This is a genomic window from Bradyrhizobium ingae (assembly GCF_055791185.1).
In genome coordinates, this window is sequence record NZ_JBVUBB010000005.1 from 350,789 (window position 1) to 370,910 (window position 20,122).

At 64.5% G+C, this 20,122-nt stretch carries 18 protein-coding genes; 9 read left to right on the forward strand and 9 right to left on the reverse strand.

Going from position 1 to position 20,122, the window contains the following annotated elements; all coding sequences use genetic code 11:
• Window positions 1-105: 105 nt before the first annotated feature.
• Window positions 106-1,452, reverse strand: coding sequence for an 8-oxoguanine deaminase (locus ACV1FX_RS10725; RefSeq protein WP_473117522.1), 1,347 nt, complete (start codon window positions 1,450-1,452; stop codon window positions 106-108).
• Window positions 1,453-1,591: 139 nt separating this feature from the next.
• On the opposite strand from ACV1FX_RS10725, the gene ACV1FX_RS10730 reads away from it, so the two are divergent.
• Together ACV1FX_RS10730 and ACV1FX_RS10735 are read left to right on the forward strand one after the other, a co-directional pair.
• Entirely contained in the window at window positions 1,592-2,419 is an 828-nt protein-coding gene (locus ACV1FX_RS10730) for an FAD binding domain-containing protein (RefSeq protein ID WP_473117523.1), read from the forward strand.
• The gene (locus ACV1FX_RS10735) at window positions 2,416-5,142 is read left to right on the forward strand and encodes a molybdopterin-dependent oxidoreductase (RefSeq protein ID WP_473117524.1); all 2,727 of its coding nucleotides are present in this window, start codon (window positions 2,416-2,418) and stop codon (window positions 5,140-5,142) included. Before ACV1FX_RS10730 ends, ACV1FX_RS10735 begins: the two co-directional genes overlap by 4 nt.
• Here the strand turns inward: ACV1FX_RS10735 and uraD are convergent.
• The 4 genes from uraD to ACV1FX_RS10755 form a co-directional block, all read right to left on the reverse strand.
• Entirely contained in the window at window positions 5,139-6,026 is an 888-nt protein-coding gene (gene uraD / locus ACV1FX_RS10740; protein ID WP_473117525.1) for a 2-oxo-4-hydroxy-4-carboxy-5-ureidoimidazoline decarboxylase, read from the reverse strand. The two genes, ACV1FX_RS10735 and uraD, sit on opposite strands and share 4 nt — an antisense overlap.
• An 11-nt stretch (window positions 6,027-6,037) precedes the next feature.
• Window positions 6,038-6,973 (reverse strand): allantoinase PuuE, encoded by a 936-nt coding sequence (gene puuE, locus ACV1FX_RS10745; protein ID WP_473117526.1) that lies wholly within the window; start codon window positions 6,971-6,973, stop codon window positions 6,038-6,040.
• A 1-nt stretch (window position 6,974) separates the two neighbouring features.
• The gene (locus ACV1FX_RS10750; protein ID WP_027528380.1) at window positions 6,975-7,388 is read right to left on the reverse strand and encodes a DUF3830 family protein; all 414 of its coding nucleotides are present in this window, start codon (window positions 7,386-7,388) and stop codon (window positions 6,975-6,977) included.
• Between the two features lie 103 nt (window positions 7,389-7,491).
• A complete protein-coding gene (locus tag ACV1FX_RS10755) occupies window positions 7,492-7,764 on the reverse strand; it encodes a hypothetical protein (protein WP_473117582.1) in 273 nt (90 codons plus the stop codon).
• A 239-nt stretch (window positions 7,765-8,003) separates the two neighbouring features.
• On the opposite strand from ACV1FX_RS10755, the gene ACV1FX_RS10760 reads away from it, so the two are divergent.
• Together ACV1FX_RS10760 and poxB are read left to right on the forward strand one after the other, a co-directional pair.
• The gene (locus ACV1FX_RS10760; protein ID WP_473117527.1) at window positions 8,004-8,219 is read left to right on the forward strand and encodes a hypothetical protein; all 216 of its coding nucleotides are present in this window, start codon (window positions 8,004-8,006) and stop codon (window positions 8,217-8,219) included.
• Window positions 8,220-8,404: 185 nt separating this feature from the next.
• Window positions 8,405-10,141, forward strand: coding sequence for a ubiquinone-dependent pyruvate dehydrogenase (poxB, locus tag ACV1FX_RS10765; protein WP_473117528.1), 1,737 nt, complete (start codon window positions 8,405-8,407; stop codon window positions 10,139-10,141).
• Between the two features lie 158 nt (window positions 10,142-10,299).
• Here poxB and ACV1FX_RS10770 read toward each other — a convergent pair whose 3' ends face one another.
• Window positions 10,300-10,689, reverse strand: coding sequence for a hypothetical protein (locus ACV1FX_RS10770; RefSeq protein ID WP_473117529.1), 390 nt, complete (start codon window positions 10,687-10,689; stop codon window positions 10,300-10,302).
• A gap of 300 nt (window positions 10,690-10,989) precedes the next feature.
• Here ACV1FX_RS10770 and ACV1FX_RS10775 point away from each other — a divergent pair, with 300 nt between their 5' ends.
• Both ACV1FX_RS10775 and ACV1FX_RS10780 read left to right on the forward strand, forming a co-directional pair.
• Complete coding sequence (locus ACV1FX_RS10775; RefSeq protein ID WP_473117530.1) at window positions 10,990-11,247, forward strand: DUF2798 domain-containing protein; 258 nt, start codon at window positions 10,990-10,992, stop codon at window positions 11,245-11,247.
• Window positions 11,248-11,311: 64 nt separating this feature from the next.
• On the forward strand, window positions 11,312-12,544 hold the full coding sequence (locus ACV1FX_RS10780) for an MFS transporter (protein WP_473117531.1): 1,233 nt from the start codon (window positions 11,312-11,314) through the stop codon (window positions 12,542-12,544).
• Between the two features lie 56 nt (window positions 12,545-12,600).
• Here ACV1FX_RS10780 and ACV1FX_RS10785 read toward each other — a convergent pair whose 3' ends face one another.
• Complete coding sequence (locus ACV1FX_RS10785; protein WP_473117532.1) at window positions 12,601-13,476, reverse strand: hypothetical protein; 876 nt, start codon at window positions 13,474-13,476, stop codon at window positions 12,601-12,603.
• Between the two features lie 165 nt (window positions 13,477-13,641).
• Window positions 13,642-15,453: a chloride channel protein gene (locus ACV1FX_RS10790; RefSeq protein WP_473117533.1), complete on the reverse strand. Its 1,812-nt coding sequence runs from the start codon at window positions 15,451-15,453 to the stop codon at window positions 13,642-13,644.
• A gap of 613 nt (window positions 15,454-16,066) precedes the next feature.
• Here ACV1FX_RS10790 and ACV1FX_RS10795 point away from each other — a divergent pair.
• The 3 genes from ACV1FX_RS10795 to lon all read left to right on the forward strand — a co-directional run bounded on the left by ACV1FX_RS10795 (window position 16,067) and on the right by lon (window position 19,580).
• Window positions 16,067-16,633, forward strand: coding sequence for a YciE/YciF ferroxidase family protein (locus ACV1FX_RS10795; RefSeq protein ID WP_473117534.1), 567 nt, complete (start codon window positions 16,067-16,069; stop codon window positions 16,631-16,633).
• A gap of 170 nt (window positions 16,634-16,803) precedes the next feature.
• Window positions 16,804-17,190, forward strand: coding sequence for an Hsp20/alpha crystallin family protein (locus ACV1FX_RS10800; protein ID WP_254111443.1), 387 nt, complete (start codon window positions 16,804-16,806; stop codon window positions 17,188-17,190).
• Window positions 17,191-17,198: 8 nt separating this feature from the next.
• On the forward strand, window positions 17,199-19,580 hold the full coding sequence (gene lon / locus ACV1FX_RS10805) for an endopeptidase La (RefSeq protein ID WP_473117535.1): 2,382 nt from the start codon (window positions 17,199-17,201) through the stop codon (window positions 19,578-19,580).
• A 236-nt stretch (window positions 19,581-19,816) separates the two neighbouring features.
• On the opposite strand, the gene ACV1FX_RS10810 is transcribed toward lon, so the two are convergent.
• The gene (locus ACV1FX_RS10810; RefSeq protein ID WP_027528369.1) at window positions 19,817-20,119 is read right to left on the reverse strand and encodes an HU family DNA-binding protein; all 303 of its coding nucleotides are present in this window, start codon (window positions 20,117-20,119) and stop codon (window positions 19,817-19,819) included.
• Window positions 20,120-20,122: the final 3 nt, after the last annotated feature.

Below are 20,122 nucleotides of genomic sequence, written 5' to 3' on the forward strand. Positions count from 1 at the left end.
CTTCTTGCTTTGGTAAAATCACCTGCTCCTCCCGGAGGAGGTTAGAGGGGGTAGCCACCAATACCCGGCAATGGTGGTTGCCCCCTCTTCTCTGTTCCGCCTGTCCTAGCCCGCCTGCATCGCACGAGCCGCCGCGCTGTGGCGGCGGATCAGATCGGCGACGTCCAGGCCGGGGATCGCCCCGTCGACCACCGCCCATTTGCCCGCGACCATCACCCGATCAGCCCGATGCGCGCCGCAGAGCACGACCGCGGCAATCGGATCGCCGTGGCCCGAGAAACGCAATTCATCCAGCCGATACAGCGCAAGGTCGGCGGCCTTGCCGACTGCGATCTCGCCGAGCTCGGGGCGGCCGACGCAGGCGGCCGAGCCCTTGGTGGCCCAGCGCAGCGCATCCTTGTGGCTGATCCTCGTCACGCCATAGCGGGCACGCTGGAGCAGGAACGCGGAGCGCACCTCCTGCATCAGATTGGAGGCATCATTGGATGCCGAGCCGTCGACCCCGAGTCCGATGCCGACGCCGGCCTCCTCCATCTCGCAGACAGGGCAGCAGCCGGACGCGAGAAGCTGGTTGCTGCAGGCGCAGTGGCTGATGGTGGTCTTGGCCTTGCCCAGCCGCTTCATCTCGTCGGCATTGAAGAAGATGCCGTGAGCGAGCCAGGTGCGCGCATTGAGCCAGCCGCATTGCTCGAGATAATCGAGCGGACGGCAGCCATACATCTGCTCGCAAAACTGGTTCTCGTCCTCGGTCTCGGCGAGATGGGTATGCAGGCGGACGTCGAGCTTGTCGGCGAGTTCGGCAGTGGCGCGCATCAGCGACGTCGTCACCGAGAAGGGCGAGCATGGCGCCAGCGCGATCTGCACCATCGCATCCGCACCGCGCTGGTGATGCTTGGCGACCACCCGCGCGCTGTCGGCCAAAATCGTGTCCTGGTCCTGCACCACGCTGTCGGGCGGCAAGCCTCCGTCGCGCTGCGACAGGTTCATCGAGCCGCGCGTCAGCAGCACGCGCACGCCGAGCCGCTCGGCGACAGCGACCTCGATGTCGACGGCATCTTCCAGGCCCGCGGGGAACACGTAGTGATGATCCGTCGTGGTGGTGCAACCCGACAGCAACAGCTCCGACATCGCCACGGTGACGCCGAGCTGGAGTGCCTCCGGCGTCATCCGTGCCCACACCGGATAGAGCGCCTTGAGCCAGGGAAACAGCTCGCGATCCATCGCCGCAGGCAGCGCGCGCGTCAGCGTCTGGTAGAAGTGATGATGGGTGTTGATCAGCCCGGGCAGCACGACATGTTCGCCGGCCTCGAAGACTGCGGCGTCCGTCGTGGGCTTGCCACCGGCGGGCACAAGCTCGACGATCCGCCCATCCTGCACCACGATGCCGCGCTCGGCACCATCGGCGAGGATGGCGAGCGGATCCTTGATCCAGACCGGCTTTGCGTTATCCATGATCCCGTTTCTCCTGGCGCCGGCCGGCATTTTCGCCTGCAAAGGAAGGCCAGCCGCCTGCGTCCTTGTTGCGACTTGGCTCCGGACTTGCAAGACTCCATTTCAGGCGATCGATCCGATTCAAGGCATTGGCGTACTCATGGACTTGAATACAATCACGTCGGTGGCCCATCCGCAGAGCCGCGCGCAACTGCCCGTTTGGACGGCAGGTGATGCTTGGCTCGCGGGCGGAACCTGGCTGTTCTCGGAGCCCCAGGCCCATCTGTCCCGCCTGATCGATCTCGCCGACCTGAAATGGCCGGCACTGACCATCACCGACACCGATCTGACGATTGCGGCCACCTGCACCATCGCCGAGCTTGATGCGCTGACCTGTCCGCCCGAGTGGCTCGCCGCAGCGCTAATCAACCAATGCTGCCGCGCTTTCCTCGCCTCGTTCAAGATCTGGAAGACGGCGACCGTCGGCGGAAATCTCTGCATGTCGCTGCCGGCGGGGCCGATGATCTCGCTGACCTCGGCGCTCGACGGCATCTGCACGATCTGGAAGGCAGGCGGCGTGGAGCAGAAGCTTCCGGTCCTCGACTTCGTCACCGGCAACCAGCGCAACCGCCTGATGCCGGGCGACCTGTTGCGGCAGGTCGATATCCCGCTCACCGCGCTAAAGCGCCGTTCGGCATTCCGCCAGATCTCGCTGACGCCGGTCGGCCGCTCTGCGGCACTGTTGATCGGCAGCCTTGATGGCGATGGCGGACTGAACCTGACGGTAACTGCATCGACTGTGCGCCCGATCCGATTGTCCTTTCCGAAGCCGCCCGATGCGAACGCATTACGCGCGGCCATCGCGGCCGAGATCGCCGACGGCCTCTATCATGACGACGTCCACGGCAAGCCATTCTGGCGCAAGCATATGACACTGCACCTTGCCGAGGAGATCCGTCGCGAATTGCTCGATGGCCCGCGGTCATGAGTTTCGAGATCAACGGCAAGCCGTTTTCGCAAATGCCCCGCGCAGGCCAATGCCTGCGAACCTTTCTGCGAGAGCTCGGCCATTTCGGCGTCAAGAAGGGATGCGACGCTGGCGATTGCGGCGCCTGCACCGTGCTGCTCGACGGCGAGCCCGTACACAGCTGCCTGATCCCGGCCTTCCGCGCCGAGGGCCGCGCGATCACCACCATCGAGGGGCTAGGCGGCAACGGCGGCACGCATCCGATGCAGCAAGCCTTTCTCGACGCGCAAGGGTTTCAGTGCGGCTTCTGCACCGCCGGAATGATCCTGACCTGCGCGTCGCTGAACCAGGCGCAGCGCACCGATCTTGGTGCGGCGCTGAAGGGCAACATCTGCCGCTGCACCGGCTATCGTTCGATCGAGGATGCGCTCGACGGCAAGACCAATGTCGACGACGCCATTGAGGCCGGCGGCGCGTTCGGCCGCAGCCTTCCCGCGCCGGCCGGCCCCGACATCGTGCGCGGCGAGGCGCGCTACACTTTCGATACCGAGATCCAGGGCCTCCTTCATATCAAGCTCCTGCGCTCACCGCATCCGCATGCAAGGATCATCGCGATCGACAAGACGGCCGCCTTGGACGTTCCCGACGTCCACGCTGTGCTGACGCATGAAGATGTGCCTGACCGGCTGTTCTCGACCGCGCGGCACGAAAAGGATTGGATGGACCCGGAGGACACGCGCGTCCTCGATGATGTCGTCCGCTTCATCGGCCAAAAGGTCGCCGCCGTCGTGGCGGAGAGCGAGGCTGCTGCGGAGGAAGCGTGCCGGCGCCTTGAGGTCACCTACGACATCCTGCCCGCGGTCGTCGATCCTGAAAAGGCGATGGCGGCTGGCGCGCCGGTCGTTCATCCCGATCGAACCATCGAACATCGCGTCGCCAATGCAAAGCGCAACATCGTCGCGGAAATGCACGGCGAGTTCGGCGATGTCGCAGCGGCACTTGCAGCTTCTGCTGTCGCCTATGAAGGCACTTTTACGACCCAGCGCGTGCAACATGCCGCGCTGGAGACGCATGGTGGGCTTGCCTGGCTCGATCCGTCCGGCGTCCTCAACGTCCGCTCCTCCACGCAGGTGCCGTTCCTCACCCGACGCGCGCTGTCGGACATCTTCGATCTGCCCTTGGACAAGGTCCGCGTGTTCTGCGAGCGCGTCGGCGGCGGTTTTGGCGGCAAGCAGGAGATGTTCGTCGAGGACATCTTGGCGCTCGCCGCGCTGAAGACGGGGCGGCCCGTCAAGCTCGAGTTGACGCGCGAAGAGCAGTTCATTGCGACCTCGACGCGCCACCCGATGCGCGTCCATATCAAGGCAGGCGCCGATGCGGAAGGTAAGCTCACCGCGCTCCAGCTCGACGTCCTCTCCAACACCGGCGCCTATGGCAATCACGCCGGGCCGGTGCTGGGTCACGCGGTGGCCGAGTCGATCAGCGTCTACAATTGTCCGAACAAGAAGGTTGATGCGATCGCCGTCTACACCAACACGGTTCCTGCCGGCGCGTTTCGCGGCTATGGCCTGCCGCAGACGCTGGTCGCCGTGGAAGCGGCGATCGACGAGCTGGCACGACAGCTCGGCATCACCCCGTACGACATCCGCCGCCGCAACGTCGTGAGGCCCGGTGATCCCATGCTGTCGCCGCCGCCGTCGGAATATCACGACGTCGCCTATGGCTCCTACGGGCTCGACCAGTGCCTCGACCTCGTTGAGCGCGCGATGCAGGCAGATGCGCCCAGTCCTGATCTGTCGCCGGACTGGCTGATCGGCGAGAGCATTGCGCTGACCATGATCGACACCGTGCCGCCGGCCGGGCACATCGCGGACGCGATGATTGCGCTCAACGACGACGGCGGCTTTGAGCTCACCGTCGGCACCGCCGAGTTCGGCAACGGCACCAGCACGGTGCACCGGCAGATCGCAGCCAGCGCACTCGCGACCACCGTCGATAATATCCGCCTCAGGCAATCCGACACCGCGCATGGCGGCCACGATACCGGCGCCTATGGCAGCGCCGGCATTTTCGTTGCCGGCAAGGCAACGCATGCGGCGGCGGAGCGCCTTGCGAACATGTTGAAGGCTGCCGCAGCCGATGCATGGCTATGCGATGCCGCGACCTGCACGCTCAACGATAATTCTGTCGTCAGCGGCGTCAGGCAGCTTTCCTTTGCTGAGGTCGCAAGGAACGCGCAGGAGCAAGGTGAGGCGCTCGTGGCGAGCGGCAATTCCCAGGGTACACCGCGTTCGGTCGCGTTCAACGTGCAGGGTTTTCGTGTGGCGGTGAACAAGGCCACCGGCGAACTGAAGATCCTCAAGAGCGTGCAGGCAGCCGATGCCGGCGTCGTCGCCAATCCCATGCAGTGCCGCGGTCAGGTCGAGGGAGGCGTAGCGCAGGCTTTGGGGGCCGCGATGTACGAGGAGATGGTAATCGACGCGCAGGGGCGCATCATTAACGCCAAATTCCGCGACTATCACCTGCCCTCCTTCGCCGATGTGCCGCGCACGGAAGTGCTGTTCGCCGACACATCCGACACGATCGGACCGATGGGCGCGAAGTCGATGAGCGAGAGCCCGTACAATCCCGTCTCTGCCGCGCTCGGCAACGCGATTGCGGACGCCACCGGCATCCGCTTCACCTCCACGCCGTTCAAGCCGGACCGACTTTTCCCTGCGCTGCACGAAAAGTTCGGCGCCTAGCTGCCGCGATAAGTCGAATAGCTCCAGGGTGTCACCAGCAGCGGCACGTGGTAGTGCCCTTCCGGCTCGGCGATCGAGAAACGCAAGGGAATCTCGTCGAGGAACGGCGGCTCCGACGTCTGCACGCCGCGGTCGGAAAAATACTTGCCGACGCTGAAGCGGAGCTCATAGCGGCCGATCGGCAAGGGCCGGCCGCCGATCAGCGGCTGATCGGTGCGTCCGTCATCATTGGTAACCGCGCGCGCGATCACGCGGTTTTCGCCGAGCGCAGCCAGCTCGACGAGTTCGACCGCAATGCCGGGCGCGGGCTTGCCTGCATGATTGTCGAGCACATGCGTCGATAGCCGACCATGCACTTTGAGCTTGTCCTCGGCGACGACAAGCTGATCGAGCCGGAGCGCGGAGATGCGGCCGATCTCTTCGATCGCACGCCGGGTTTCAGTCTTGGCGATGTTTTGCAGCCGCACCTCAAAGTCACGCAGCACGGAATCCTTGGTGTGGCGACGCACGCAGACGATATAGGGGAAGCCGAATTTTTCGCGATAGGCGTTGTTGACCCGCTCGAATGCCGCATATTCCGCCTCGGACAGGCGGTCGAGGCCGGCGCTGTTCTGCTCGGCGTTCGACTCGGCGGTGAGCCCGGGGGCACGCTGGGTCTTGTTGGCGAGATCGGGATGCGCGCGAATCAGCGCCAACTGCACGTCATTTTCGGCACTCTGGATCGCCGCGATCAGCGCGGCATGCAACTGACTAATGCCGGCGAACGGGCGCTGTGCGGCGATCTGCTCGGCAATCCACGGCGAATATTCCACGACGTTGGCGAGCGCCGCAACGAAATCGGCGTTGGTTGCAGCGTTGAGATCGGAGAGCGAGACCTGCGACATCGCCGCTCGCCTCAACCGATCTCGAACGCATCGTCGGCGAGATGGGCGAGATTGTCATGCCAATGACGCGCGATCTGCAGTCGGGTCGGCACCCAGACGTGCTCGTGCCCGCCGATATAGTCGAGAAAGCGCATCAGCCCCGCCGCTCGGCCGGGACGACCGGCCAGGCGGCAATGCAGGCCCACCGACATCATCTTCGGCGCGCTCTCGCCTTCGGCGTAGAGCACGTCGAAGGCATCCCTCAGATAGGTGAAGAACTGCTCGCCCTCCGCAAAGCCCTGCGCGTTGATGAAACGCATGTCATTATTGTCGAGCGTATAGGGAATGATGAGCTGTTTGCGGCCCCCGCCTTTAACCCAATAGGGCAGATCGTCGGCATAGGAGTCGCAGAGATAGAGGAAGCCGCCCTCTTCCATCAGCAGCCTGTTGGTATTGATCGAGGAGCGGCCGGTGTACCACCCGAGCGGCCGCGCACCGGTCGCCTCCGTGTGCACGCGGATGGCCTCGGTGATCTCGGCGCGCTCCTGCGCCTCGGTCATGTCCTTGTGCTCGATCCATTTCAGGCTGTGGCTGGCGACGTCCCAGCCGGCCTCCTGCATCGCGGCGACGATTTCCGGATTGCGTTTGAGCGCCGTGGCAACGCCGAACACGGTGGTCGGCCATTTGCGCATCGCGAACATACGCCACAGCCGCCAGAAGCCAGCGCGTGAGCCATATTCGAACATCGATTCGATGTTGGCATGGCGCTGGCCAGGCCAGGGCTGCGCGCCCAGCACGTCGGACAGGAAGGCTTCCGACGCGCGATCGCCGTGCAAAACGTTGTTCTCGCCGCCCTCCTCGAAATTGACGACGAACTGCACCGCGACCCGCGCCTTGCCCGGCCAGTGCGGATGCGGCGGGTTGCGGCCATAGCCGCGGAGATCGCGCGGGTAGCGGGGCTCCGACAAGTCAGACTTCCTCGAAGCGGATTGGCAGCGCGCCCTTCCACAGCACGCTCTTGCCCAGCGTCGCCAGATTCTCCAGACCCGACGTCAGCGTAATGAAGTGGTTGCCGGCGAGCTGGCCCATTTTGCTCGCGAAGTGCACGCCGCCATAGGCGAGCAGGATCTCGGTCTCGCTGATGCCGCCGGGATAGAGGATGATCTGGCCCGGCGCGGGATAGCTGGTATGGTTCTCGTAGCCGACGCCGAAATCGAGGTCGCCGAGCGGCATCCACACGCCCTCGCCACTCCAGCGCACATGGATGATGTGGCTTTCGAACGGCATGGCTTTACGGAATGCGGCGACGGTCTTCGGCGCCAACTGCTCCTCAAAGCGGGCATCGAAGGTGAAATCGCCGGCGCGGATAACGAGTTTGCTCATCTCATCTCTCTAGGTGGGAGGGCATCGGCCCTCCAAAGGGCACTCTTAAGCTAACTCCCAAGCAAAGAGCATTCCGGCGGGATGAGCGCAAGTGGCGTGAGCCTTACCTGCGGTCGTAGGACCAGCCGAAAATCCCGCTCCGTCGCGTCTCGGGCTCCGGCTCGGCGGCGGGCGGGGGCACCTCCTTCAGTTCCGCCTGGGGCGGTGGCGGCGGCAGGTTCTCGCATTTCATCGAATACACCAGCTTGCCATCGGCGGTGCGCCCGATCGGGGCGCAGGGGTCCGGGCGCGCCGCCGTCACGGTCTTCGGGACCGGCTTGACCTGAGCCATAGCAGGCGACCCCAGCAGCAACAGGACCAGCAAATATTTCCACATCGTTGTGGCTCGATACATCAACTCGCCCCATTGAACCGGATCGCGCGGGGCAAGTCCATCGGGACCACCGGCGCCATTGCCGAATATTTAGCCGCGACCAAAGTTTTGGCTCGCCGCTTCGTGATGGCTGAAACCGTGATATTCGGCAAGACGCATCGCCATCTCTCATGAACGGCGGCGCCGGCACGAGCCATTTTCCCTGTCAGCTTCTCTGTCAGCGTCCACCAGGGAGAGCAATGATGCGAACAACAACACCGACGCTGCTCGCCACCACGCTGCTCGTGGCCCTCACGATTCAGGCCTCGGCAGGCCAGCGCCACCACGCCCGCAAGGCCCCCGCCCCTGCCACCCAGTCCTTCCGCGACTCCAACGCGGCCGTCTGGCCGACCGAGCCACGCGCAGTCGACTGGTGGCGCTACTCGACCGGTGCGCTATCGGCACCCGCAGGGCGGTGATTGCTTCCGCAAAGGCGGAGCAAGGTGCGCAAACCACAGCGTACCGACTTCCCAATAAACCAGCCGTGATCGCGTCAGGATGCGTTTGTACCCTATCCTGACGTCATGTTGATGCACGCCCCGAGGTTGGAGCGCTTCAGAACGCGACAGTCGGCCGACAACATCAGCGATACCGGGAGAACGTGATGGCGATCAACAACGTGGCCGATCTCTTCGTGGCAACGCTCGAGCAGGCTGGTGTCAAGCGCATCTATGGTATCGTCGGTGACAGCCTCAACGGCCTCACGGAAGCGTTGCGCCGTCGCGGCACCATCGAGTGGGTGCATGTGCGGCACGAGGAAGTCGCAGCGTTTGCCGCGGCAGGCGAGGCCGAGATGACGGGCAGCCTTGCAGTTTGCGCCGGCTCCTGCGGGCCGGGCAATCTGCACCTCGTCAATGGCTTGTTCGATGCTCACCGCAGCCGCGTTCCGGTGCTGGCGATCGCAGCCCAAATCCCCTCCGCCGAAATCGGCGGCGGCTATTTTCAGGAGACCCATCCGCAAAATCTGTTCCAGGAGTGCAGCCACTATTGCGAGCTGATCTCGGATCCCGGCCAATTGCCTTATGTGCTGGAAAACGCCATCCGCGCTGCGGTCGGATTGCGCGGGGTTGCAGTGGTGGCCATACCAGGCGACGTCGCATTTCGCGCCCCACCTAAGCGTGCTCTCGCGACCGCGCGGGGCCTGGCGCTCGCGGCGCCAAAGATCGTGCCCGAGACCAACGAACTGGCGGCGCTGGCGTCTCTCTTGAACGGCACGGAGCGCGTCACGCTGTTCTGCGGCCGGGGATGCGCGGGCGCGCACGCACCGCTGATGCAGATGGCCGAGACCTTGAAGAGTCCCATCGTCCATGCGCTCGGAGGCAAGGAGCATGTCGAATACGACAATCCCTATGACGTCGGCATGACCGGCTTCATCGGCTTCTCGTCCGGTTATGCAGCCATGCATGCCTGCGACGTCCTGCTGATGCTGGGTACTGATTTTCCCTACAAGCAGTTCTTCCCGACTGACTGCCAGATCGCGCAAATCGACATCAGACCGGAAAATCTCGGCCGGCGCTGCAGGCTCGATCTCGGCGTGGTTGGCGACGTCAAATTGACCATCGAAGCGTTGCTGCCGCTGTTGACGATCAAGACCGAACGACGGCATCTCGACAATGCGATCGCGCACTACAAGAAGGCGCGCGAGGGCCTCGACGCGCTCGCGGAGGGGACCCCGGGCCGCAAGCCGATCCATCCGCAATATCTCGCGAAGGTCATCAGCGACCATGCGTCTGACGATGCGGTCTTCACCGCCGATGTCGGCACGCCGACCGTCTGGGCCGCACGCTATCTGCAGATGAACGGACGCCGCCGGCTGATCGGATCATTCGTGCACGGCTCCATGGCCAACGCCATGCCGCAGGCGATCGGCGCGCAGGCGGCGCAGCCAGGACGTCAGGTCATTTCGCTATCGGGCGATGGCGGCTTCACCATGCTGATGGGCGACCTGATCACGCTCACCCAGATGAAGCTGCCGGTGAAGGTCGTCGTCTTCAACAATGGCGTGCTCGGTTTCGTCGCGCTCGAGATGAAGGCTGCAGGCTTCGTCGACACCAACGTGGATCTGAAAAACCCCGACTTTGCAGCCATGGCCCGCGCCATGGGCATCATGGGTCGCCGCGTCGAGGACCCGGGCGAGCTCCCGGGCGCGATGCAGGAGATCCTGACGCATGACGGTCCGGCGCTCCTTGATGTGGTCACCGCCAAGCAGGAGCTCTCGATGCCGCCGACGATCACCCCGGAGCAGATCAGGGGCTTCAGTCTCTGGGTCCTGCGTGCCGTGATGAACGGCCGCGGCGACGAAGTCGTCGATCTCGCCAAGACGAACCTGCTGCCCCGCTAGAGCATGATCCGGAAAAGCGTGGAGCGGTGTTCCGAAAAGATCATGCTCAAACAACATCATACTCAAACAACATAAAGCACGATGACGATTCACCCTAATCTCATCGTGCTTTTAGAGGCGCGCTTGTCCGCGCGCACTCCGATGGCAAGCTCTTGCGATCAGTACGGCTGATAGTAGCGCGGACCGCCATAATAAGGACTGCCGCCGTAATAGCCGGGGCCGTAAGAGGGACCCGGGCCATAATAGTAATTGTTCTCGTAGTAATCCCGCCGCCGTTGCTCGGCGATTGCGCCGGCGATCAAGCCGGTCGCCGCGCCCATGAAGGCGAGGCCCGCAGCACTCGGTCCGCGACGATAATAGCGGCGTCGTGCAGCGCTAAAGTCGGTCGCAGCGGCGGAAGCCGGGGCGACCGTGGTGGCCGACTTCGAAAGTGACGTCTGTGACGCCGCAGCCGGCGGCACCGCCGACGCCGCGACGAATGCGAGGCCAGCGAGCGTGGCCAGCAGGACCTTTCTGCTTTTCAAGGACATCGTGATTTGATCCGTCATCTGAGCCTTCCTCCGTTCGCGCTCAAAGAACCAAACTACAGATATGAAAACGATACATAATCCACAACCCAGCGATGTGGTTGCCCGATCGCGGCAATCCGCCGCGCCGATTTGAACGATTGTAAACCTGCCTGGCAAATCCGGCTTGATCGATTTCAGCGGGGCGGTTATGTAACCGGCGCGCTGTTTTGCGGCGCCGTAAGCGTTTCACGTGAACCAACGCATCAACCGACGCGGTCGGGATCGATGCATTTTTGAGGGTTCAACGTGACTGACGCGTCCTTTTCCCAAAGAGATCACATGATTGCAGTTCGCAAACTGCCGGCGTGCTATGCGCCTGTCGTCATGCCATTGGTGCTTTCCATCCTCATGACGGCCGTGGTGTCGATGATCTCGACACTAAAGAGCCTTGGACCGACCCCGCTCTTCCTGGCGACGTGGCCAGTGGCCTGGGGACTGTCGTGGCTCGTTGCCTTTCCGACGTTGCTGGTGGTTCTGCCGCTCGTCCGCCGGATCGTCGCCTTCGTGGTCGCGCCCTCCGCGGACTCGTCCCGCTAACCGGCGAGGGATGGGGGCAGTGCCCGCCGTCCCTGCCCCTCACCTCGCATGAAATTTGGATCAAATGACTTCAGACCAAACGGCTTCTGCCGCAAATCCGGCCGAGACGCTGACGCGACGTCGGCCGCTGCTGCTCTATATCGGCTCCAGCATGCTCTCGGAATTCGCTCACAACGTCGCAACCGTTGCCGTGGGCTGGCAAATCTATGAACTGACCGGCAGCGCCTTCTATCTCGGCATGGCAGGCCTCGTGCAGTTCATTCCGAGTGCCATTCTCGTCTTCATCGCAGGGCATGTGGCCGATCGCTACGACCGCCGCCGCATCGTTCAGCTTTGCCAGGTGATGCAGGCCTTGGCCGCAGCCTGGCTCGGCATACGCACGCTCGCGGGAACGGTAACGGCACCGGAGATCTTCGCGGTCCTTGCCATCCTCGGGTTCGCCGGCGCCTTCGAAAGCCCCGCCTCCTCTGCGCTGCTGCCCGGCGTCGCACCGGGCGGCATGCTCCAACGCGCGACCGCCATGGCGACCGGCACACGGCAGTTCGCCACGATCACGGGTCCCGCGCTCGGAGGGCTCGCCTACGCACTCGCGCCCGGCGCGCCTTACGGCATCATGGCGCTATGCTCACTCCTGGCCGTGGCGCTCGTCGGCGCGATCGAGCTTGAGCGTCCCGCCGAATCCGAGCCGCCGAACCTCGCCGAATTGTTCGCGGGCATCGCGTTCGTGCGCAGCAATCCCGCAATCCTCGGCACGATCTCGCTCGACCTGTTCGCCGTATTGCTCGGCGGCGCGACCGCGCTGCTGCCGATCTACGCGAAGGATATCCTGCATGCCGGCCCTTGGGCGCTCGGCGTGATGCGGGCAGCGCCCGCCGTCGGTGCGCTTTTGATGACTGCGGTGATCGCACGCCATCCGATCGCGCGTCGAGCGGGCCTGCGGATGTTCCAGGCGGTGATTGCCTTCGGACTCGCCACCATCGTCTTCGCAGTCTCGCAAACCGTATGGCTGTCAGTCGCGGCGCTGATGGCCATGGGCGCGGCCGACACGATCAGCGTCATCGTCCGCGTTGCACTGGTGCAACTCGCCACACCCGACGCAATGCGCGGCCGCGTCGGCGCCGTCAACTTCCTCTTCATCAACGCCTCGAACCAGCTCGGCGAATTCGAGAGCGGCATGCTCGCCGCCCTGCTCGGCGCGATGCCGGCTGCGCTGCTCGGCGGCATCGGCACGATCGCAGTGGCGCTGTTGTGGATGAAGCTATTCCCCATCCTGCGCCAGGTCGACCGGCTGGAGTGAGGTCACCCTTCCCGCGGGCAAGGTACGAGGGCCGAGATCGAGAGCCGCGCCGACAACTATTGTTGCGCGGACTCCAGTTGCACCGGGGCCTGCCGCTGCACCGCCGCGTGCGGCGCGGGCGCGGCCTGCGCCGGCTTGCGTGACGAGGCCGCGGCCGGGCGCGGCGGAGGCACGGCAGCAGTGGCCGTCTTCGGCCGCGTGTCGGGATCGGACATCTGGTGAGCGGACTTCCCGGCCGTCCTTTCGGGCGTATTGGCCGGCGGCTTGTTGTCTGGCGTCTTGACGACAAGACGCGCCATTTGCTCTTGGCTCGCTTTCAACTCGTCGGCAACCCTGAGATTGTCGACGGACATTTGCTCCTGGTTTGCTTTCAATTGCGCCTGGCTTGCCTTGAGCTGCTCGATGCCCTGCTGCACGTTGGCGAGATCGCTGGCCATCTTCTCGAGCAATTCCGTCACCTGCGGCGGGAGCGTGGTAACGGCCGGCGCGACCGCCTCCGGAACGGCCTGAACGGCAGGTACCGGTTGCGTCGAGGCTTGGGCCTGAGCCAGCTCGCCAGTCGCGCTGGGCTGTGCGTCGGACATCGGCTCTGCTTGCGACGGCGACAGCATCGCAGCATGCAGCGGTGCCCATCCGGCGATCATCTGCCTGACCTCATCACCTCGGGACGATTGCGAGACCAAGGCCGCGGCGCCAATCCCCGCCGCCAGTGCCAGGCCGACGAGGCCGCGAAGCGCCGGCCGGCCACGCGGCAGGCGGCTACGCGCGTCATCACGCTCCTCGCGCTCCAGCCTGGAAAGCTGCTCGCTCGCGCGCGCGATCTCTTCATCCACGCTTCTGATCTTCTCGTAGGTATGCGTGAGCTCTTCGTCCATGCGCGTGGACAGGACATGACGCGGTTCGATTTGTGTCGAGTTAATCACGGCACTCATTGGCGCTCCTTGCCCCAGCCCAATGTCGCCCCAGGGGCATCCGTCGCATTTCCGCTTGGCTGATCATCGCCAATGCGGTTTGTCCAAAGCAAGACCCCATCATGGAAACTGTGAGGCCGGGTCGAGACGAGCGCCGCGACACCCCTCCTCCGATACCGCTGCGCGCTACGACAACGCCCCCAGCACGCCGCGCGTCGCCTTGTCGATTTCCTCGACATAGCGGCGGCGGGCGAAGGTCTCGGTGAGGAAGCCGATCACCTTGCGGCCATCGGTGGATTCGACCACCGCCAGCATCTCCGCCTCCGCCTCGTCGAACACCGCCATAGCGCTTTTTACGTTCATTTCCGGGATCAGCACGATGTCGGTATAGCGGGCGAGCTCGATCACCTGGATGTCGTCGGCGATGGTGTCGAGGTCGCTGGAGAACAGGTCGGGCAGCATGACGAGGCCGACATATTCGTCAGCATTGTTGACGACGACGATGCCCGGCCGCGAGCCAAGCGCGAATTCGCGCCTTGTCGCGGCAATCGTCGTCGAGGACGGCACCTTGCCGACGTCGCTCCGCATCATCCGTTCGACTGTCAGGTTGCGCAGCCAGCCGACGTCGTTGGCGCTGCGGATGGTCTCGCCACGCAGATGCAGGCGCCAGGTCGAGAACGAATGGCCGAACATGAAGCGCACGCAGATCGAGGTAACGATGCAGCCCGCCAACACCACGGCGGTGACGTCGACATTGCGCGTCATCTCCAGCACCAGGAACGACATCGTCAGGGGGCCGCCGACGATGGCAACCCCGAGCGTCGCCATGCCCGTGAGCATCGCAACCAGCGGATCGATCGCGAAGTTCGGGCTGACCAGAAGCAGCACGGCGGCGAAGAACTTGCCGATCAAGGCCCCGACGAACAGCGAAGCGAAGAACAGGCCGCCGCGGAAGCCCGAAGCGAGCGAGATGAGGCAGGCGGTCAGCTTCAGGGCGATGATCAGCGCGATCAGGCTGATCGTCATGTCGTGGAAAAGGTCGAGCACCATGGCCCCGTGGCCGGCCGCGAGCACCTGCGGAGTGACGATCGCAAAAGAGCCGACGATGAGGCCGCCGAGCACCGGGCGCAGCCAGACCGGAAGCCAGGCGAACAGGCGCTCGAACATCGAGGAAGAGCGCATCACGGCAATGCCGACGCCGCCGGTGACCAGCGCGAGCCCGATCAGGGCGAGATATTGCTCGATCCCGACCGAGCTGACCTTCGGTATCTCGATGGAATACGGCGCGCCGCCGAGCCATTGCGCGGTCAGGGCGCCGGCGAGCGAAGCCGCCAGGATCGGCGCGGCGCTCCCGACCGCATAAACGCCGACGATCAGCTCGCAGGCGTAGAACGCGCCGGTGATCGGTGCGCCGAAGGCAGCCGCGATGGCAGCCGCAGCGCCGCAGCCGACGATCAGGCGGAGATCGTTGCGCCGGAGGTTGAAAAACTGACCGAGCAGCGATGCGATGCCGGAGCCTATCTGGGTATAGCCGGCCTCGAGACCCACGGAGGCGCCGCAGCCGTTGGAGATCAGCGTCTGGCTCGAGACCACCACGCTGTCGCGCAGGGACAGATTGCCGCCGCGCAGCGCGTTGGCCTCGATCGGGTCGACGGCGCTGGAGATCTTCAGCCGCCGCCGCGACCATTCCATCATCCCTAGCGCCAGACCGCCAAGGGCAGGCGCGCTCAGCGCCGCCCACGGGCTGACATAGGCGTTCGCCGACAGCCGCACGTCGACGGGAATGCCGAAGATCAGGACGTGGGCGATCTGCGCGATCTCGGCCATCAGCGTCACGACGCCGCCGGTGGCGATGCCGATCAGAAGCGCGAGCGGGATCAGATAGAATTCATTGCTGCGCAGGAGCGCGCGGATGCGGACGAGCACCCGGTTGGATGCCTTGTTCGACCCCTTGTGCGATCTCTTTAGATCGACGATGTGCCTGATCCGCGCGAACACCGGCGAGGCTCTTCTAATCTTCGGCCATGCCGTCGCCGGCCATGCGCTGTGTTGTCATCGGGATCGGCATCCTGGCGATGCGCGCGTTCCGCGCTGTTCGATCCGAGTTACGTCAAAGCCATGAGGCTGCGCAAGAGAAAGCGGATGGCATTGCGAAAGGTAATACTTTCGCTCCGGGAGTCGTACGAAAATTACAACAGAATCAATAAATTGATCCAATTTGACGGCATCACGACAGGTTGGCGCGGACCCAGGTGATGCCCTTCAGCATGAACAGCACGGCATCGGCCGCAGGCAAATGCCGAGCAGGCGCGAGCGCGCGGCGTCGCCAGTCTGAAAAACCAGCGAAGTTCGATCATGAGCGACGGCGGAATCGCCATGCTCCTGGGTCACGCCTCGGCCACGATGCTCTGGCCCTGATTCATCGACGCATGCGGCCTCGTCTACCGGTGTGATGCGCGCCGGCCATGGAGGCGAGGCTCCACGAGCCGCCGGGCCGAGCGGCGGATCGTCGCCTCCTCATGTCGATTGGAACCTTGGGCCAACCTCACGCCTTGATCGCGTGAGGATCGAGGAAGCAGACGTCTTCCCGTCGACCTCAAGAGGAGGATCCATGGCTAAGCGAGCAAAAAAACGAGCAACGAAGACATCGACGGCGCGGCGCGCGCGCCGGGCGCCGAAGACGCTGAACGACCTGTTTCTCGAAACGCTGAAGGACATCTATTTCGCCGAGAACAAGATCATCAAGACACTGCCGAAGATGGCGAAGGCCGCGCAATCAAAGGACCTCACCGCCGCCTTCAACAAGCACCTCAAGGAGACGCAAGGCCAGGTGAAGCGCCTGGACCAGGTGTTCAAGATGCTGGGCAAGCCGGCGCGCGGCAAACCCTGCGAAGCCATCAACGGCATCGCGGATGAAGGCGCGGAGATCATGAAGGAGTTCAAGGGCGCGCCGGCGCTCGATGCTGGCCTGCTCGCGGCGGCGCAAGCCGTCGAGCACTATGAGATCTCCCGCTACGGCACGCTGCGCACCTGGGCCGAGGAACTCGGCATGCAGGATGCGGCTCGTCTGCTCCAGGAAACGCTGGACGAAGAGGAAGCGACCGACCATGCACTGACCGAGCTTGCTACCTCCGTCATCAATCTTGAAGCCGAAGAGCAATACCGGGCGGCGGCCTAGGGGCCACAAGCGACGAGGTGCAATAGACGGCGCCGTGTGCGATGCAGCGGCGCCGAAGCATTCGGGTGGGCAACACGGCCCGCCCATCCGTCGAGCCACCCTTGCAGGCTGGCGCTGGATTTCCCCGGAACCAGCACCATATGCAGGCTTTCCATTCCAGAGCCCGCGCCATGCAACCCAAAAATCCCCTCGACTGGATGCTTTCCGAAGCCCTGGAGCAGCTCAACCGCGGCGAGCGGCTGCGCCAGCAGTTCGGCCGTCAGGAGTCCTGCTGGGAGCCACCGATCGACGTGCTGGAGACCGATCGTGAGCTCCTGATCCTGGTCGCCCTTCCCGGCGTCGATCCCGACAATGTCGAAACGGTGATCCATGACGGCGTGCTCGTCATCTCCGGCCGGCGCACGCTGCCGCCGGAGCTGCGCAATGCCCGCATCCACCGGCTCGAGCTGCCGCAGGGGCGTTTCGAGCGCCGTATTGCACTGCCAGTTGGACGCTATGCCATCAGCCGTTTCGTGATGGACGGCTGCGTCGCGCTGCGCCTCGCCAAATCCGCCTGAGGTCGACCATGGCCAACGAACAGACCGAAACCACCGTGACCACCGAAGCCGTCAAAATCCCGGACGACGCGTTGATCGTCATCCCGGTCCGCAACATGGTGCTGTTTCCCGGCGTGATCGCACCGATCGCGATCGCGCGGGCGAAGTCGATCGCCGCCGCGCAGCAAGCGTTGCGCGAGCAGCGGCCGATCGGCATCGTGCTCCAGCGCAACCCCGATATCGACGATCCCGCCCCGGATGATCTCTACCGGATCGCGACAATCGCCAACATCGTGCGCTACATCACCGCACCTGACGAGACCCATCACATCGTCTGCCAGGGCGTGCAGCGCGTGCGCATCCTCGACTTCCTGCCGGGGACGCCGTTCCCGGCCGCGCGCGTGCAGCAGATTCCGGAACCGACCACGACCTCGCCCGAGATCGAGGCGCGCTTCCTCAATCTGCAGCGCCAGGCGATCGAGGCGATCCAGCTCCTGCCGCAGGTGCCGCCCGAACTAGTAGCGATGTTCCAGGGCACGACCGCGCCCGGTGCGCTGGCCGATCTCGCCACTGCCTATATGGACATCAAGCCGCAGGAAAAGCAGGAGATCCTGGAGACTGTCGATCTCTCCGTCCGCATGGAGAAGGTCTCGAAACAGCTCGCCGAGCGGCTGGAGGTCTTACGCATCTCCAACGAAATCGGCCAGCAGACCAAGGCGGCCTTCGACGAGCGCCAGCGCGAGGCGATCCTGCGCGAGCAGATGGCGACCATCCAGCGCCAGCTCGGCGAAGGTGACGGCAAGGCCGCTGAGGTCGCCGAGCTGACCGAGGCCATCGCGAAAGCAAAAATGCCGCCGGAGGCAGAAGCCCACGCAAAGAAGGAGGTGCGCCGCTATGAGCGCATGCCGGAAGCCGCCGGCGAGGCCGGCATGGTGCGCACCTATCTGGATTGGCTGATCGAGCTGCCATGGGCGCTGCCCGAGGAGAAGCCGATCGACATCGCGGAGGCCCGCCGCATCCTCGATGCGGACCACTATGGCCTGGAGAAGATCAAGAGCCGCATCATCGAATATCTCGCGGTCCGCAAGCTCGCCCCCCAGGGCAAGGCGCCGATCCTGTGCTTCGTCGGCCCGCCCGGCGTCGGCAAGACCTCGCTCGGCCAGTCCATCGCGCGCGCGATGGATCGCCCCTTCGTGCGCGTCAGCCTTGGCGGCGTGCATGACGAGGCCGAGATCCGCGGTCACCGCCGCACCTATATCGGCGCGCTGCCCGGCAACATCATCCAGGGCATCAAGAAGGCAGGTAGCCGGAATTGCGTGATGATGCTGGACGAGATCGACAAGATGGGTCGCGGCGTGCAGGGCGATCCGTCGGCCGCGATGCTTGAGGTGCTCGATCCCGAGCAGAACGGCACGTTCCGGGACAACTATCTCGGCGTGCCCTTCGACCTCTCGCGCGTGGTCTTCATTGCCACCGCCAACATGCTGGACTCGATCCCGGGACCGCTACTGGACCGCATGGAGCTGATCAGTCTTGCCGGCTACACCGAGGACGAGAAGCTCGAGATCGCCAGGCGCTATCTGGTGCGGCGTCAGCTCGAGGCCAATGGCCTCACGGCCGAACAGGCCGAGATCGAGCCGGAGGCGCTGAAGCTGATCGTCAAGGGCTACACGCGGGAGGCCGGCGTGCGCTCGCTGGAGCGCGAGATCGGAAAAGTGTTCCGCCATTCGGCGGTGCAGATTGCCGAAGGTACCGCGGCCAAGGTCGTTGTGAGCCCGAAGGACATCACGACGGTGCTCGGCCAGCCACGCTTCGAGGGCGAGATCGCGCTGCGCACCAGCGTACCCGGCGTCGCCACGGGCCTTGCGTGGACGCCGGTCGGCGGCGACATCCTGTTCATCGAGGCGACGCGCGTGCCCGGCAGGGGCAATCTGATCCTGACGGGCCAGCTCGGCGACGTCATGCGCGAGAGCGTGCAGGCTGCGCTGACACTGGTGAAGAGCCGGACGACCCAGCTCGGTATCGATCCGGCGCTATTCGAGAAGAGCGACATTCACGTTCACGTCCCGGCGGGCGCCACCCCGAAGGACGGACCGAGCGCGGGCGTTGCGATGTTCACGGCGCTGACCTCGCTCCTGACCAACCGAACCGTGCGCAACGACACGGCCATGACCGGCGAGATCTCCTTGCGCGGCCTGGTCCTGCCGGTCGGCGGCATCAAGGAGAAGGTGGTGGCGGCCGCGGCTGCGGGCCTCAAGCGGGTCATGCTGCCGGCGCGCAACAAGCGCGATTTCGACGACATTCCGAAGAGCGCGCGCGAGAGCCTCGAATTCATCTGGCTCGAGCGGGTCGACGAGGCGATTGCCGCAGCGCTCGACCCGGCCAAGCAGCAGGTCGAGGCAGCCGAGTGAGAATGATGATGAGGATGAAAAACACGAAAACAGTGCGGAGACCACGGCGGCTGCGGCAATGGCTCGATCGCGCGATCGACAGGCTCCGGGGTCTGATCCCCGCGCCGCGCGGCCAGCTTCAGCCCGTTCGGGTCAAAGCCGGATACCGCAGGGGCTGACCCCTCCGCCTCGCCCCCGCGGCACCTCAAAAAACAAAAGGCCCCCTCTTGTGGGAGGGGGCCTTTGCTTTTTAGCCGTTAAGCCACGGCGTCCTTGGCGGCCTTCACGGGCCGTGCGCGGACGATCTTCCGGGCCGGCTTGGCCTTGAACATCATCTCTTCACCCGTGAACGGGTTGGTGCCCTTGCGCGCCTTGGTCGCGGGCTTCTTGATGACCACGAACTTGGCAAAGCCCGGCACCAGGAACAGGCCGTTCTTCTTGAGCTCCTTGTGGCCGACGTCCGTCAAGGTCTCCATGACGTTCTTGACGTCACGCTTGGAAAGCTCGGTGGCAGTCGCGATCTTTTCGATCAGCTGCGATTTGGACAGTTGGGTTGGCATCGT

What these genes read in the sequence shown, in the direction of transcription:
- lon (WP_473117535.1), top strand. Translation starts at nt 17,199, where the DNA reads ATGGCCAACGAACAGACCGAAACCACCGTGACCACCGAAGCCGTCAAA.
- poxB (WP_473117528.1), top strand. Translation starts at nt 8,405, where the DNA reads ATGGCGATCAACAACGTGGCCGATCTCTTCGTGGCAACGCTCGAGCAG.
- ACV1FX_RS10800 (WP_254111443.1), top strand. Translation starts at nt 16,804, where the DNA reads ATGCAACCCAAAAATCCCCTCGACTGGATGCTTTCCGAAGCCCTGGAG.
- ACV1FX_RS10755 (WP_473117582.1), bottom strand. Translation starts at nt 7,764, where the DNA reads ATGTGGAAATATTTGCTGGTCCTGTTGCTGCTGGGGTCGCCTGCTATG.
- ACV1FX_RS10795 (WP_473117534.1), top strand. Translation starts at nt 16,067, where the DNA reads ATGGCTAAGCGAGCAAAAAAACGAGCAACGAAGACATCGACGGCGCGG.
- ACV1FX_RS10810 (WP_027528369.1), bottom strand. Translation starts at nt 20,119, where the DNA reads ATGCCAACCCAACTGTCCAAATCGCAGCTGATCGAAAAGATCGCGACT.
- ACV1FX_RS10735 (WP_473117524.1), top strand. Translation starts at nt 2,416, where the DNA reads ATGAGTTTCGAGATCAACGGCAAGCCGTTTTCGCAAATGCCCCGCGCA.
- ACV1FX_RS10760 (WP_473117527.1), top strand. Translation starts at nt 8,004, where the DNA reads ATGCGAACAACAACACCGACGCTGCTCGCCACCACGCTGCTCGTGGCC.
- ACV1FX_RS10770 (WP_473117529.1), bottom strand. Translation starts at nt 10,689, where the DNA reads ATGACGGATCAAATCACGATGTCCTTGAAAAGCAGAAAGGTCCTGCTG.
- ACV1FX_RS10750 (WP_027528380.1), bottom strand. Translation starts at nt 7,388, where the DNA reads ATGAGCAAACTCGTTATCCGCGCCGGCGATTTCACCTTCGATGCCCGC.
- uraD (WP_473117525.1), bottom strand. Translation starts at nt 6,026, where the DNA reads ATGTCGCAGGTCTCGCTCTCCGATCTCAACGCTGCAACCAACGCCGAT.
- ACV1FX_RS10780 (WP_473117531.1), top strand. Translation starts at nt 11,312, where the DNA reads ATGACTTCAGACCAAACGGCTTCTGCCGCAAATCCGGCCGAGACGCTG.
- ACV1FX_RS10785 (WP_473117532.1), bottom strand. Translation starts at nt 13,476, where the DNA reads ATGAGTGCCGTGATTAACTCGACACAAATCGAACCGCGTCATGTCCTG.
- ACV1FX_RS10725 (WP_473117522.1), bottom strand. Translation starts at nt 1,452, where the DNA reads ATGGATAACGCAAAGCCGGTCTGGATCAAGGATCCGCTCGCCATCCTC.
- ACV1FX_RS10730 (WP_473117523.1), top strand. Translation starts at nt 1,592, where the DNA reads ATGGACTTGAATACAATCACGTCGGTGGCCCATCCGCAGAGCCGCGCG.
- ACV1FX_RS10775 (WP_473117530.1), top strand. Translation starts at nt 10,990, where the DNA reads ATGATTGCAGTTCGCAAACTGCCGGCGTGCTATGCGCCTGTCGTCATG.